This is a genomic window from Streptantibioticus cattleyicolor NRRL 8057 = DSM 46488 (genome assembly GCF_000240165.1).
GTDB lineage: Bacteria > Actinomycetota > Actinomycetes > Streptomycetales > Streptomycetaceae > Streptantibioticus > Streptantibioticus cattleyicolor.
In genome coordinates, this window is sequence record NC_017586.1 from 5,581,330 (window position 1) to 5,595,012 (window position 13,683).

The following is a 13,683-nucleotide window of genomic DNA, read 5'->3' on the forward strand; positions in this document are numbered from 1 at the left end:
ATAACTGCTCCTGACGGCTGTTGACCGGATCGACGATACAACCGGTCGCTTTCCGATGTTGATGGGTGGGTATCTCCCAGGCATGGGGAGGTGCGCAAGGGTGAAGATCGGACACACCCCGACCGGGTTTGTGATCTAGGGGTTTCAACCCGTACCGGTCCAGGTAGGGTCTGAAAGCGTCCAGCTCCCCCTGGAGGAGGTGAGGACCGTGGCAGCCCACGACGACGACATCAACCGTGGCAACCGGCCCGCGCGGGGTTCGGAGGACCCCGCGAGCCAGGTGGCCTTTCTTGAGCAGGAGATCGCCGTCCTGCGACGCAAGCTCGCCGACTCTCCGCGACACACGAGGATTCTAGAAGAGCGGATCGTCGAGCTGCAGACCAACCTGGCAGGCGTGTCCGCCCAGAACGAACGCCTGGCCAACACGCTCCGCGAGGCGCGTGACCAGATCGTGGCCCTCAAGGAAGAAGTGGACCGGCTCGCCCAGCCGCCTGCCGGCTTCGGCGTCTTCCTGCAGGCCAACGAGGACGGAACGGCGGACATCTTCACCGGTGGCCGCAAGCTGCGGGTGAACGTCAGCCCCAGCGTCGAGTTGGACCAACTCCGGCGTGGCCAGGAGGTCATGCTCAACGAGGCGCTCAACGTCGTCGACGCGATGGCGTTCGAGCGGGTCGGCGACATCGTCACCCTCAAGGAGATCCTGGAGGACGGCGAACGCGCCCTGGTGATAGGGCACACCGACGAGGAGCGGGTGGTCCGGCTCGCCGAACCGCTGCTGGACGTCAACATCCGCGCGGGCGACGCCCTGCTGCTGGAGCCGCGCTCCGGCTACGTCTACGAGGTGGTGCCCAAGAGCGAGGTCGAGGAGCTCGTCCTCGAAGAGGTCCCCGACATCGATTACAACAAGATCGGCGGGCTGGGGAACCAGATCGAGCTCATCCGCGACGCGGTCGAACTCCCCTACCTGTACCCGGACCTGTTCAAGGAGCACCAACTCCGGCCGCCCAAGGGCGTTCTGCTGTACGGCCCGCCCGGCTGCGGCAAGACGCTGATCGCCAAGGCGGTGGCCAACTCCCTTGCCAAGAAGGTCGCCGAGGTCACCGGGCAGCCCCAGGGCAAGAGCTACTTCCTCAACATCAAGGGCCCCGAGCTGCTCAACAAGTACGTGGGCGAGACCGAGCGCCACATCCGCCTGGTCTTCCAGCGGGCCCGGGAGAAGGCGAGCGAGGGCACCCCGGTCATCGTCTTCTTCGACGAGATGGAGTCGCTCTTCCGCACCCGTGGCTCCGGCGTCAGCTCGGACGTGGAGAACACCATCGTCCCGCAGCTGCTCGCCGAGATCGACGGCGTGGAGGGCCTGGAGAACGTCATCGTCATCGGCGCCTCCAACCGCGAGGACATGATCGACCCGGCGATCCTGCGGCCGGGCCGGCTCGATGTGAAGATCAAGATCGAGCGGCCGGACGCCGAGGCCGCCAAGGACATCTTCTCCAAGTACCTCACCGCCGACCTGCCGCTGCACGCGGACGACCTGTCCGAGCACGGCGGCTCCACCGAGGCCACGGTCGGCGCCATGATCCAGTCCGTGGTGGAGCGGATGTACGCCGAGTCCGAGGAGAACCGCTTCCTGGAGGTCACCTACGCCAACGGTGACAAGGAGGTCCTGTACTTCAAGGACTTCAACTCCGGCGCCATGATCCAGAACATCGTGGACCGGGCGAAGAAGATGGCGATCAAGGACTTCCTGGACCACCAGCAGAAGGGCCTGCGCGTCTCCCACCTGCTCTCCGCCTGCGTGGACGAGTTCAAGGAGAACGAGGACCTGCCCAACACCACCAACCCGGACGACTGGGCCCGCATCTCCGGCAAGAAGGGCGAGCGGATCGTCTTCATCCGCACGCTGGTCACCGGCAAGCAGGGCGCCGACACCGGCCGTTCGATCGACACCGTAGCCAACACCGGGCAGTACCTGTAGCGCGGCATCCGGCCGCGGGTACCGGAGGTCCGGTACCCGCGGCCGGACGCGTTCCGGTACCGCCCGCGCCTTTGCCGCGGCCGAGTCCCACAGCCGAGGAATGAAGCAAAATGATCTCCCCACCGCCGCTTCCGCGTTCTAGGCTCTTCGGTACCGCGCCACGCGGTGCCGCCGCGGGGCGGTGCCGGGCAAGGAGGGCCGCATGACCGTACGGCGAGTAATGGGCATCGAGACGGAGTACGGAATCTCCGTCCCCGGTCACCCGAACGCCAATGCCATGCTCACCTCGTCCCAGGTGGTCAACGCCTACGCCGCGGCGATGCACCGGGCGCGGCGGGCCCGCTGGGACTTCGAGGAGGAGAACCCGCTGCGGGACGCCCGCGGCTTCGACCTCGCCCGCGAGACGGCGGACGCCAGCCAGCTCACGGACGAGGACATCGGCCTGGCCAATGTGATCCTCACCAACGGCGCGCGGCTCTACGTCGACCACGCGCACCCGGAGTACAGCGCCCCCGAGGTGACCAACCCGCGCGACGCCGTGCTGTGGGACAAGGCGGGGGAGCGGATCATGGCCGAGGCCGCCGAACGCGCGGCCCAGCTCCCCGGCGCCCAGCCGATCCACCTGTACAAGAACAACACCGACAACAAGGGCGCCTCCTACGGCACCCATGAGAACTACCTGATGAAGCGGGAGACGCCGTTCTCCGACATCGTGCGCCACCTGACGCCGTTCTTCGTCTCCCGTCAGGTGGTCTGCGGCGCCGGGCGGGTCGGCATCGGCCAGGACGGCGGCGAGCACGGCTTCCAGATCAGCCAGCGGGCCGACTACTTCGAGGTCGAGGTGGGTCTGGAGACCACCCTCAAGCGGCCCATCATCAACACCCGCGACGAGCCGCACGCGGACGCCGAGAAGTACCGCCGGCTCCACGTCATCATCGGCGACGCCAACCTCTCGGAGATCTCCACCTACCTCAAGCTGGGCACCACCTCGCTGGTGCTCTCCATGATCGAGGACGGCTTCATCGCCGTCGACCTCGCGGTGGACCAGCCGGTGCGCACCTTGCACCAGGTCTCCCACGACCCCGGACTGCGACAGCTGATCACGCTGCGCAGCGGTCGCACGCTGACCGCCGTGCAACTGCAGATGGAGTACTTCGAGCTGGCCCGCAAATACGTCGAGGACCGCTACGGCCCCGACGCCGACGAGCAGACCAAGGACGTCCTCGCCCGCTGGGAGGACGTGCTGGGCCGGCTGGAGACCGACCCGATGAGCCTCGCCGGCGAGCTGGACTGGGTGGCCAAGCGGGAGCTGCTGGAGGGCTACCGGCGCCGCGACGGCCTCGGCTGGGACGCCGCGCGGCTGCACCTGGTGGACCTCCAGTACGCCGACGTACGCGCCGACAAGGGGCTCTACAACCGCCTGGCGGCCCGGGGCCGGATGAAGCGGCTGCTGGCCGAGGAGGACGTCTCCCGGGCCCGCCTCAAGCCGCCGGAGGACACCAGGGCGTACTTCCGGGGCCGCTGCCTGGAGCAGTACGCCGACGACGTGGCCGCCGCCTCCTGGGACTCGGTGATCTTCGATCTGCCGGGTCGGGACTCGCTCCAGCGGGTACCCACCCTGGAACCGCTGCGGGGCACCCGCAACCACGTCAAGGAGCTGCTCGACCGGTGCCGCACCGCGGAGGACCTGGTACGGATCCTGTCCGGAGGGTGAAACACCCCCGGTCCGGAGGCTGAAACACCAGGGAAGCGGGAATCATCCGGATGGCTCCCGGCTTTTCCACCAAGGCGAGCACCACCAGTGCGGTCACGAGATCACCGGAGAACGGAGCCGATGTCGGACCCGGCTTGTAGGGTCTGATCTTGCAGGGCATGCCGGGCCGAGGCGCGGGCATGCAACCGAGTGGGCGAGCGGGGTGAAGGTGAACATGGCTACTAAGGACACCGGCGGCCAGCAGAGGGCCACACGCACCACCGAGGAGGTCGAGGAGACCGCCCCGGAGGCGCAGACCTCCGACGACCTCAAGGAACGCCACGAGAAGCTGTCGGACGACGTCGACTCCGTCCTGGACGAGATCGACGACGTCCTGGAGGAGAACGCCGAGGACTTCGTCCGTTCGTTCGTGCAGAAGGGCGGCGAGTAACCGCTCCCGGTCCGTCCCGTACCCGGTGGGCAACCGCCGGGTGCGGGACGGATGACGTGCACGGCCGAGGGTAAGGTCCGTGCTGTGATCCGTAATACCGGCCGGATGCCCGGCCGGTCTGCCGCCTCGTGGAAGGAATCGCGTGGAAGCCAACTCTCGCAAGCCCGGGCGTCTGCCGGCTGCCTTCCTGACGCCAGGTTCGTCCTCGTTCATGGACTTCCTCGGTGAGCACGCGCCCGAGCTGCTGCCGGGCAACCGCAAGCTGCCGCCGCTCCAGGGCGCCGTCGAGATCCCGCACGGCACCACCATCGTCGCCGCCACCTTCCCCGGCGGCGCGGTGCTCGCCGGTGACCGCCGGGCCACCATGGGCAACGTCATCGCCCAGCGCGACATCGAAAAGGTCTTCCCCGCCGACGAGTTCTCCGCGATCGGCATCGCCGGCACCGCCGGGCTCGCGGTGGAGATGGTCAAGCTCTTCCAGCTGGAGCTGGAGCACTACGAGAAGATCGAGGGCGCCGTGCTCTCGCTGGAGGGCAAGGCCAACCGGCTCTCCACGATGATCCGCGGCAACCTGGGGATGGCCCTGCAGGGGCTCGCCGTGGTGCCGATCTTCGCCGGTTACGACATCGACCGGGGCAAGGGCCGGATCTTCTCCTACGACGTCACCGGCGGCCGTTCCGAGGAGCACGGCTACGCGGCCACCGGCTCCGGTTCGGTCTTCGCCCGCGGCGCGCTCAAGAAGCTCTACCGCGACGACCTGTCGGAGCAGCAGGCCCTCACCATGGTGGTCCAGGCGCTGTACGACGCCGCCGACGACGACTCCGCCACCGGCGGTCCCGACCTGGCCCGGCGCATCTACCCCATCGTCACCGTCATCACGGAGGATGGTTTCCGCAGGCTCACGGAGGCCGAGATGTCCGAGATCGCCCGTGCCGTCCACGAGGGCCGCCTCCAGCAGCCGGACGGCCCGCGGGCCGCGGTCATCTGACCCGCCGCCCCGCCTTCCCAAGGCCCCTCCGGATGAAAGCCTCACCGACAGAAAGGGACGGATAGCCGGTGTCGACGCCGTTCTACGTCTCACCCCAGCAAGCCATGGCGGACCGCGCCGAATACGCCCGCAAGGGCATCGCGCGAGGCCGTAGCGTCGTCGTGGTCCAGTACACCGACGGCATCCTGTTCGTCGCCGAGAACCCGTCCCGCGCGCTGCACAAGGTCAGCGAGATCTACGACCGCATCGCCTTCGCCGCGGTCGGCAAGTACAACGAGTTCGAGAATCTGCGGATCGGCGGTGTCCGCTACGCCGACCTGCGCGGATACACCTACGACCGGGACGACGTCACGGCCCGCGGGCTGGCCAACGTCTACGCGCAGACGCTGGGCACCATCTTCTCCAGCGTCGGCGAGAAGCCGTACGAGGTGGAGCTGATCGTCGCCGAGGTCGGCGCGGCCCCCGAGGACGACCAGATCTACCGGCTCCCGCACGACGGCTCCATCGTCGACGAGCACGGCGCGGTGGCCGTCGGCGGCAACTCCGACCAGATCGGCAGCTACCTCGACCAGCGCCACCGCGACGGGATGTCCCTCGCCGAGGCGCTCAAGCTCGCGGTGGACTCGCTGTGCCGTGACAACAACGGCCAGGAGCGCCGCCTCACCGCCGAGCAGCTGGAGGTCGCGGTCCTCGATCGCACCCGCCCCCAGCAGCGCAAGTTCCGCCGCGTTCTCGGCGACCGGCTCACCCGCCTCCTGGAAGGGTCCTCCGCTGCCGAACCCGCCGCGTCCACCGAGGACACCGGCGCCGACACCGACTGACCCCTCCCGCCCCGCTCACGAGCCCCGCGCGCCCTCCCGGCGCCCGGGGCTCGGGCGTTGCGGGCGCCCCCGCGCGTCAGGGTTCGGGGGTGGGCGGGGCGGCCGTGGAGGCGCGTACCACCAGGCGCACGGGGAGTTCGGCGTCGGGGGCGGGGCGGCCGGCCAGGACGGCGAGGAGGAGCCGCATGCCCTCGGCGCCGGCCTCGGTGGCGGGCAGCCGGACGGTGGTCAGCTCCGGCTCCACCGCGGTGGCCAGCGCCAGGTCGTCGAAGCCGGTGACCGAGACGTCGTCGGGGACCCGCAGCCCGAGCCGGCGCACCGCCTTGCAGGCACCGGCGGCCAGGATGTCGTCGTCGCAGACGAGCGCCGTGGGCCGGGGACCGGGCCCGGTGAGCGCGCGGTGGGCGGCGCGCATGCCGTCGGTGACGTCGAGCCCGGCCGCCTCGCGCACCGCCGCCGTGCCGGGCACCGCGCCCACCGCCCGGTCGAAGCGCTCCCGGCGCACCCGGAACGTCCACGAGTCCACGTCCGCCGTCAGATGGGCGATGCCGCGGTGCCCCAGCCCGACGAGGTGGGCGACCACCTGGTCCATGCCCTCGGCGAGCGCGGGGTTGACGGTGGCGGCGACCCCGGGCTCCCCGGGGCGGCTGTCCAGCATCACCAGCGGCAGTCCGTCCGGGCCGCCGGAGGTCCGCCCGCTGATCGCGGCGAGCGCGTCGGCGGCCATGGACGAGGCGATCACCCCGTCCAGCGCGGCGCGGGCCGAGGCGAACGGGTCGCGGGCCGGCCCGACCCCCTCCGGCGAGGGGTAGAGGATCACCCCGAAACCGTGCTCGGCGGCGACCTCCGCGGCGCCGGTGTACACCCGCGCGAAGTACTCGTTGGTGAGCGCCGGAACGACCAGCAGCGCGGTCCGGGTGCGCCCGGTCCGCAGGTCGCGGGCGGCGAGGTTGGGCCGGTACCCCAGGGCGCGGGCGGCCTCGCGGACCGCCTCGGCGGTGCCCGCGGAGACCCGGCCGGGCCACTTGCCGCCCATCACCAGGGAGACCGTGGCCTGCGAGACCCCGGCCGCCCGGGCCACGTCCCGTGACGTCGGGCGGGTGGTCGATGTCACCGGCGCCACGTCCTTCCTCGTTCCGCACGTCCCGCGGCTGGACCCGCGGCCCGCTGACATGTTACGTATGACCTCCCAGACGTTATACGTAACACGACCACGCCGGCGAAGCCCGGAGGGATGAGGAAACGCCGATGGCCACCGGCTATCTGGAACTGCTGCGCGCGCGACACGCGGTACGGCTGCTGACCGGCACCCTGGTCGGCCGGCTGCCCAACGCCACGGCCGCCCTGGCGGTGGTGCTCTTCACCCGGGCGCACGGCGGCGACTACACCCTGGCCGGGGCGCTGTCGGCGGTGTACGGGCTCGGCAACGCCGTCGGGCAGCCCCTGCTCGGACGACTTGTCGACAAACGTGGCCAGCCCCGGGTGATGCTCGGCGGCGCGCTGGTGGCCGCCGCCGCCACCACGCTCTTCGCGCTGACCGGTCCGCGCCCGGTGGCGCTGTCCTGTGCGCTGATGGCCGTCGCCGGGCTGGCCACCCCGCCGCTGGAGGGCGGTCTGCGGGCGCTGTGGCCCAGCGTGCTCAGCGTCCCGGGCCAGGTGCACGCCGCCTACGCGCTCGACGCCGCCGCCCAGGAGGTGATGTACGCGGCCGGGCCGCTGCTGGTCACCTTGCTGACCGCGGCCGGCTCCGCCGGGTTCGCCGTCGTCGCGCTCGCCCTGGTCGGGGTGGCCGGCACCGTGGCCGTGGTCTCCTCGCCGCCGTCCCGCCGGTGGCGCGCGCCGGAGCGCGAGGCGCACTGGCTCGGCCCGCTGCGCGCCCCCGGGCTTCTCGCGCTGCTGGGCTCGCTCTTCTTCGTCGGCCTGGCGCTCGGCTCGATAGCGGTGGCCGCGGTCGCCTACGCCGACGCGCACGGCGGCGGCATGGTCTCCAGCTATCTGCTCTCCGCGCTCGGCCTGGGCGCGCTGGCCGGCGGGGTCGGCTACGGCGCCCGGCGCTGGGCCGGCGTCCCCGAGCGGCGGCTGCGGCTGCTGATGGTCTGTCTGGCCGTCTGCTACCTGCCGCTCGCCCTGACGCCCGGGGTGCCGCTGATGACCGTGCTGGCGGGCATCTCCGGCCTCTTCCTCGCCCCCGTCCTCGCCTGCGCCTTCGTCGTGGTCGACCGCCACGCCCCGGCCGGCACCGTCACCGAGGCGTTCTCCTGGCTGGTCACCGCCTTCGGGGTGGGCGCCTCCGCGGGCACCGCGGTCGCCGGCCCCGCCGCCCAGTACGGCGGCGTACCGGCCGCCTTCGCGGTGGCCGGCGCCGGCGGGGTCGTCGCGCTCGCCGTACTGCTGGCCTGCGGACGCTTCCTGGTGGTGCCAACCGTGCGACAGCAACGGAAAAATGATCGAATCGGCACCGTCGAACCCGGTTTCAGCGGCACTCATCGGGCGTAATGTTCAGTCATGGACCGCCGCATTTTCGGGCTGGAGAACGAGTACGGCGTCACGTGCACGTTCCGGGGACAGCGTCGGCTGTCACCGGACGAAGTGGCGCGGTACCTCTTCCGCCGTGTCGTGTCATGGGGGCGCAGCAGCAATGTCTTCCTGAAGAACGGTGCCCGGCTCTACCTGGACGTGGGCTCGCACCCGGAGTACGCCACTCCCGAGTGCGACAACGTGACCGAACTGGTCACCCACGACAAGGCCGGTGAGCGCATCCTGGAAGGTCTGCTGGTCGACGCCGAACGCAGGCTCCACGAGGAAGGGATCGCGGGCGACGTCTATCTGTTCAAGAACAACACCGATTCCGCGGGCAATTCCTACGGCTGCCACGAGAACTATCTGGTGGCCCGGCACGGCGAGTTCTCCCGGCTCGCCGACATTCTCATTCCGTTCCTCGTCACCCGCCAACTGCTGTGCGGGGCGGGCAAGGTGTTGCAGACCCCGCGGGGCGCCGTCTTCTGCGTGAGCCAGCGCGCCGAGCACATCTGGGAGGGCGTCAGCTCCGCCACCACCCGCTCGCGCCCCATCATCAACACCCGCGACGAGCCGCACGCGGATGCCGAACGCTACCGCCGGCTCCACGTCATCGTCGGCGACTCCAACATGTCCGAGACGACCATGCTGCTCAAGGTCGGCGCCACCGACCTGGTGCTGCGCATGATCGAGGCGGGCACCGTGATGCGCGACCTCACCCTGGAGAACCCCATCCGGGCCATCCGGGAGGTCAGCCACGACATAACGGGACGCCGCAAGGTCCGCCTCGCCAGCGGCCGGGAGGCCTCCGCGCTCGACATCCAGGAGGAGTACTACGCCAAGGCGGTCGACTTCTGCGACCGCCGCGGCATCCGCACCGGCGTCATCGAGCAGGTGCTCGACCTGTGGGGACGTACCCTGCGGGCGGTCTCCTCCGGCGACCTCGGCTCGGTCGGCACCGAGATCGACTGGGTGATGAAGTACCAGCTGATCGAGCGCTACCGCAGCCGCGACAACATCACCATGTCGCACCCGAGGATCGCGCAGATAGACCTCGCCTACCACGACATCCACCGCCGCCGCGGCCTGTACTACCTGCTGGAGCGCAAGGGGCAGGCCAAGCGGATCTGCAACGACGTGAAGATCTTCGAGGCCAAGTCGGTGCCGCCGCAGACCACCCGGGCCCGGCTGCGCGGCGACTTCATCCGCCGCGCCCAGGAGCAGCGCCGGGACTTCACCGTCGACTGGGTCCACCTCAAGCTCAACGACCAGGCGCAGCGCACCGTGTTGTGCAAGGACCCCTTCCGCTCGGTCGACGACCGGGTCGAGAAGCTCATCGCCGGCATGTGAGCCGGCCCCGCCCCGGTCCGTCCGGGGACGGACCGTAACGTGCCCCGGGCCCCGTACGTTGCTCGTACGGGGCCCGCAGCACGCCGTAGAGTGGCGCGCATTGCGTAGACAAGATCCATAGACGAGCTGAGGCATACGTGCGCCGATTCGCCGCCGCCCTCGTCGTACCGCTGCTGCTGCTCACCGCGGCCTGCGGGAACGACAAGGGCTCTTCCAACTCCTCCGCGCCGGCCCCGTCCGCCGGCGGCAAGTTCGGTGAGAAGCCGACCATCCCCAAGGGCCAGGGCGACCCGCCGAAGAACCTGGTGGTCAAGACGCTCAGCGCCGGCAACGGACCGGCGGTCGCCAAGGACGACTTCATCCAGGCCAACTACCTGGGCCAGACCTGGGACTCCGACCAGCCGTTCGACACCAGCTTCGACAAGGGCCAGCCGCTCAGCGTCCGGATCGGCGCCGGCCAGGTCATCAAGGGCTGGGACCAGGGTCTGGTCGGGCAGAAGACCGGCAGCCGGGTCGAACTCGTCGTCCCGCCCGGCCTCGGCTACGGCGATAAGGCCAACCAGAACATCCCGGCCAACTCCACGCTGGTCTTCGTGGTCGACATCGTCAAGGACGTCAAGGTGCCGGCCGGCCCCAAGGGCGCCGTCCAGCCGCAGAACGACGCCAGGCTGCCCAAGGTCGGCACCAACACCGACGCCAAGGCGCCCTCGGTGGACATCCCGCACACCGCGGCCCCCAAGGACCTGGTCTCCAACTACGTGATCGAGGGCACCGGCCCGGCCGTCAAGGCCAGCGACACGGTGGTGGTCAACTACAAGGGCCTGCTGTGGGACGGCGGCAAGCAGTTCGACAGCAGCTACGACCGCGGCCAGCCGCTCGCCATCGGCCTCGGCCAGGTCGTCAAGGGGTGGTCGCAGGGGCTGGCCGGCAAGAAGGTCGGCAGCCGGGTGCTGCTGGTCGTCCCCCCGGAGCTGGGCTACGGCGCCCAGGGCAGCCCGCCGGCCATCCCCGCCAACGCCCCGCTGGTCTTCGTGGTGGACATCCTCGGGACGCTGTGACCGGGTCTGCCAGACTGTGCAGGTTGCACAGCACGTACTGAGGAGTATTTCACTGTGAGCATCGACAAGCCCGAGATCGACTTCCCGGGCGGCGAGCCGCCGAAGGACCTGGAGATCGAGGACATCTGGGTCGGCGACGGCCCGGAGGCCACGGCCGGCCAGACGGTCACCGTCCACTACGTGGGCGTGGCCTTCAGCACCGGTGAGGAGTTCGACGCCAGCTGGAACCGCGGCACCCCCTTCAGCTTCCCGCTCGGCAAGGGCCGGGTCATCAAGGGCTGGGACCAGGGTGTGCAGGGGATGAAGGTCGGCGGTCGCCGCAAGCTCGTCATCCCGGCCCACCTCGCCTACGGCGACCAGAGCCCGTCCCCGCTGATCGGCCGTGGCGAGACGCTGATCTTCGTGGTCGACCTGCTCGCCGTCTGACCCGCGCCCACGCGCCGGTACGGCCCGACGGCCCCCGCCCCCGCTCGCCGGTGGCGGGGGCCGTCGCCGTATCCCGCCACCACGCCGGGGCGTCCCCGCCCCCGGCCCGGCGATCACGGCTTTGCCTGGCGCCCGGCGAGCGGTACGGTCATCGGTCGAGAGCTGAACAGGAAGGGTGCACCCGTGGCCATTGCCAAGGCCGAGCGGCTGATGAACCTGGCGCTGTGCCTGATGAACACCCGCCGCCCGCTCAGCAAGCGTGAACTGCGCTCCTCCGTCGAGGCGTACCGGGAGATCACCTCCGACGACGCCTTCAACCGGATGTTCGAGCGCGACAAGGACGATCTGCGCGAACTCGGCCTGGTCATCGAGATCGTGGAGTCCCTCGACGGTGACACCGGCTACCTTGCTCGCCGGGACCGCAACCGGCTGCCGGAGATCGCGCTGGACGCCGAGGAGGCGGCGGCGCTGAGCCTGGCCGCCCGCGTCTGGCAGCAGGCCCGGCTGGCCGGCGCGGCCAGCGGCGCGCTGCAGAAGCTGCGGGCCGCCGGGGTGCCGTTCGAGACCGCCGACGACACCGGCCACGCAGGGTACCCGCACGGCGTGGGCGGGGTCATCGAGCCGCGCATCCCGGCCCACGAGCCCGCCTTCGAGCCGCTGATGCTCGCCGCCCGCGACCGCCGCCCGGTCACCTTCGAGTACCGCAAGGCCAACGCGGTGCGCCCGCAGACCCGGCAGGTCGAGCCGTGGGCGCTGGAGTGCTGGCGCGGCCACTGGTACCTGGCTGGCTGGGACCGGGACCGTAAGGCACGCCGGGTCTTCCGGCTCAGCCGGATCGTCGGCCGGGTGCGGTCCCGTTCCGGCGGCTTCACCGCCGAGGTCCCCGACCACGTGGACGTCCGGCAGACCGTGGAGACCTGGGCCGGCGAGGGGGCCACCAGCACCGCCCGGATCCGGCTGCGCCGCGGCGCCGGCTACCCGCTGCGTGCCCGCGCGGTGGAGACGGTGCCCGCGCCCGGGGAGTGGGCCGCCGACTGGGACGAGCTGGAGATCCCCTACGGCCACGGACTCGACGCCTGGCTGGTGGAGTTCGGCCCGGACGTGGTCGTGCTGGGGCCGCAGGAGTTGCGGGCCGACGTGATCGAGCGGCTGCGCGCGGTGGCCAAGGGCTGAGGGGAACGACGACCATGTCCAACGCGATCGACCAGACCCGGCGGATGCTCTCGCTCGTCACCTACCTGCGCGAGCGCCCCGGCGCCCGGGTCGCCGAGGTGGCCCGCGCCTTCGGCGTCACCGAGGAGGTCCTCATCGGCGACCTCAACGTGCTGCCGATGTGCGGCACCAGCTTCCGCGGCGGCGACCTGCTCGACATCGACACCGACGGCGACCGCATCTGGTGGCACAACGTCGACGACGTCGCCCAGCCGCTGCGGCTCGCCGCCGACGAGGCCACCGCGCTGCTGGTGGCCGCCCGCGCGGTGGCCACCCTGCCGGGGCTGCGGGAGGGCGACCGGCAGGCGCTCCAGCGGGCCTGCGCCAAGCTGGAGGCGGCGGCCGGGGAGGCCGCCGGGGCCAGCGCCCGGCTCTCGGTCACCTTCGAGTCCGAGGGGTCCGTCTTCGCCGACGTCGACCGGGCCATCGCGGAGCGCCGCCGGCTGTGGATCCGCTACTACTCGCCGGCCCGGGACGAACTCACCGAGCGCGAGGTCGACCCGATCCGGCTCTTCGCGGTGGGCCACACCTACTTCGAGGCCTGGTGCCGGCTCTCCGAGGACCGCCGGATCTTCCGCCTGGACCGGGTGGCCGAGATCCGCCTCCTCGACGAGCCCTCCGACCCGCCGCGGCTGGAGCCGCGCGACCTGTCCGCCGGGCTGGTGCAGCCGGCCGGCGACGACCCCGAGGTGGTCGTCGAGGTGGGCCCGGGCGGGCGCTGGGTGGCCGAGTACTACCCGCACGACACCGCCGAGGAACTGCCCGACGGCGGGCTGCGGATCACCCTGCGCACCCCCGACCCCGGCTCGCTGCGCCGGCTCGCGCTGCGGCTCGGCCCGGACGGCAGCATCGTCGTCCCCAAGGAGCTGGCCGACAGCGCCCGCCGGGCGGCCGAGCAGGCCCTGGCCGCCTACGGCGAACGGTGAGGAGGGCCCCGTGACGATGACCCGGCACCCCGTGCTCTTCCGCGCCGCCTGCCCCGACTGCCGGGGCCGCTTCGAGCTGGCCGCGGCGGCGCTGCGGCTGGCCATCGGGCGCACCGCGCGCACCACGTTCTACTCGTTCACCTGCCCCGAGTGCGGTTCGGCGGTCCGCAAGCCGGCCGGCGAGCGGATCGTCCAACTGCTGACCGGTGGGGGAGTGCGCACCCTGCGGCTCCACGTAGGCTGACCGCCCGCGGCACTAAGCTCAC

General features: G+C 71.1%; 12 protein-coding genes and 1 pseudogene. 12 read left to right on the plus strand and 1 reads right to left on the minus strand.

Going from position 1 to position 13,683, the window contains the following annotated elements; translation table 11 throughout:
• The first annotated feature begins 208 nt into the window (after positions 1–208).
• From arc to prcA, 5 genes are all read left to right on the plus strand, one after another.
• On the plus strand, positions 209–1,975 hold the full coding sequence (arc, locus tag SCATT_RS24440; protein ID WP_014145873.1) for a proteasome ATPase: 1,767 nt from the start codon (positions 209–211) through the stop codon (positions 1,973–1,975).
• Positions 1,976–2,177: 202 nt separating this feature from the next.
• Complete coding sequence (gene dop, locus SCATT_RS24445) at positions 2,178–3,689, plus strand: depupylase/deamidase Dop (protein WP_014145874.1); 1,512 nt, start codon at positions 2,178–2,180, stop codon at positions 3,687–3,689.
• Between the two features lie 214 nt (positions 3,690–3,903).
• Entirely contained in the window at positions 3,904–4,119 is a 216-nt protein-coding gene (locus SCATT_RS24450; RefSeq protein ID WP_014145875.1) for a ubiquitin-like protein Pup, read from the plus strand.
• A 142-nt stretch (positions 4,120–4,261) separates the two neighbouring features.
• Positions 4,262–5,107: a proteasome subunit beta gene (gene prcB / locus SCATT_RS24455; RefSeq protein WP_014145876.1), complete on the plus strand. Its 846-nt coding sequence runs from the start codon at positions 4,262–4,264 to the stop codon at positions 5,105–5,107.
• Positions 5,108–5,175: 68 nt separating this feature from the next.
• Positions 5,176–5,928, plus strand: a complete 753-nt coding sequence (prcA, locus tag SCATT_RS24460; RefSeq protein ID WP_014145877.1) for a proteasome subunit alpha — start codon at positions 5,176–5,178, stop codon at positions 5,926–5,928.
• A gap of 76 nt (positions 5,929–6,004) precedes the next feature.
• On the opposite strand, the gene SCATT_RS24465 is transcribed toward prcA, so the two are convergent.
• Positions 6,005–7,051 (minus strand): LacI family DNA-binding transcriptional regulator, encoded by a 1,047-nt coding sequence (locus SCATT_RS24465; protein WP_014145878.1) that lies wholly within the window; start codon positions 7,049–7,051, stop codon positions 6,005–6,007.
• Positions 7,052–7,164: 113 nt separating this feature from the next.
• On the opposite strand from SCATT_RS24465, the pseudogene SCATT_RS24470 reads away from it, so the two are divergent.
• The 7 genes and pseudogenes from SCATT_RS24470 to SCATT_RS24500 form a co-directional block, all read left to right on the plus strand.
• A pseudogene (locus SCATT_RS24470) lies at positions 7,165–8,424 on the plus strand (MFS transporter); the annotation flags it as partial.
• Between the two features lie 9 nt (positions 8,425–8,433).
• Positions 8,434–9,795 (plus strand): Pup--protein ligase, encoded by a 1,362-nt coding sequence (gene pafA, locus SCATT_RS24475; protein ID WP_014145880.1) that lies wholly within the window; start codon positions 8,434–8,436, stop codon positions 9,793–9,795.
• Positions 9,796–9,932: 137 nt separating this feature from the next.
• Positions 9,933–10,853 (plus strand): FKBP-type peptidyl-prolyl cis-trans isomerase, encoded by a 921-nt coding sequence (locus tag SCATT_RS24480; protein ID WP_014145881.1) that lies wholly within the window; start codon positions 9,933–9,935, stop codon positions 10,851–10,853.
• A 54-nt stretch (positions 10,854–10,907) separates the two neighbouring features.
• Positions 10,908–11,279, plus strand: coding sequence for an FKBP-type peptidyl-prolyl cis-trans isomerase (locus SCATT_RS24485; protein ID WP_014145882.1), 372 nt, complete (start codon positions 10,908–10,910; stop codon positions 11,277–11,279).
• A 183-nt stretch (positions 11,280–11,462) separates the two neighbouring features.
• Complete coding sequence (locus tag SCATT_RS24490; RefSeq protein ID WP_014145883.1) at positions 11,463–12,452, plus strand: helix-turn-helix transcriptional regulator; 990 nt, start codon at positions 11,463–11,465, stop codon at positions 12,450–12,452.
• A 14-nt stretch (positions 12,453–12,466) separates the two neighbouring features.
• On the plus strand, positions 12,467–13,417 hold the full coding sequence (locus SCATT_RS24495; RefSeq protein ID WP_014145884.1) for a helix-turn-helix transcriptional regulator: 951 nt from the start codon (positions 12,467–12,469) through the stop codon (positions 13,415–13,417).
• 16 nt (positions 13,418–13,433) lie between these two features.
• Positions 13,434–13,661, plus strand: a complete 228-nt coding sequence (locus SCATT_RS24500; RefSeq protein WP_014145885.1) for a hypothetical protein — start codon at positions 13,434–13,436, stop codon at positions 13,659–13,661.
• Positions 13,662–13,683 lie beyond the last annotated feature (22 nt).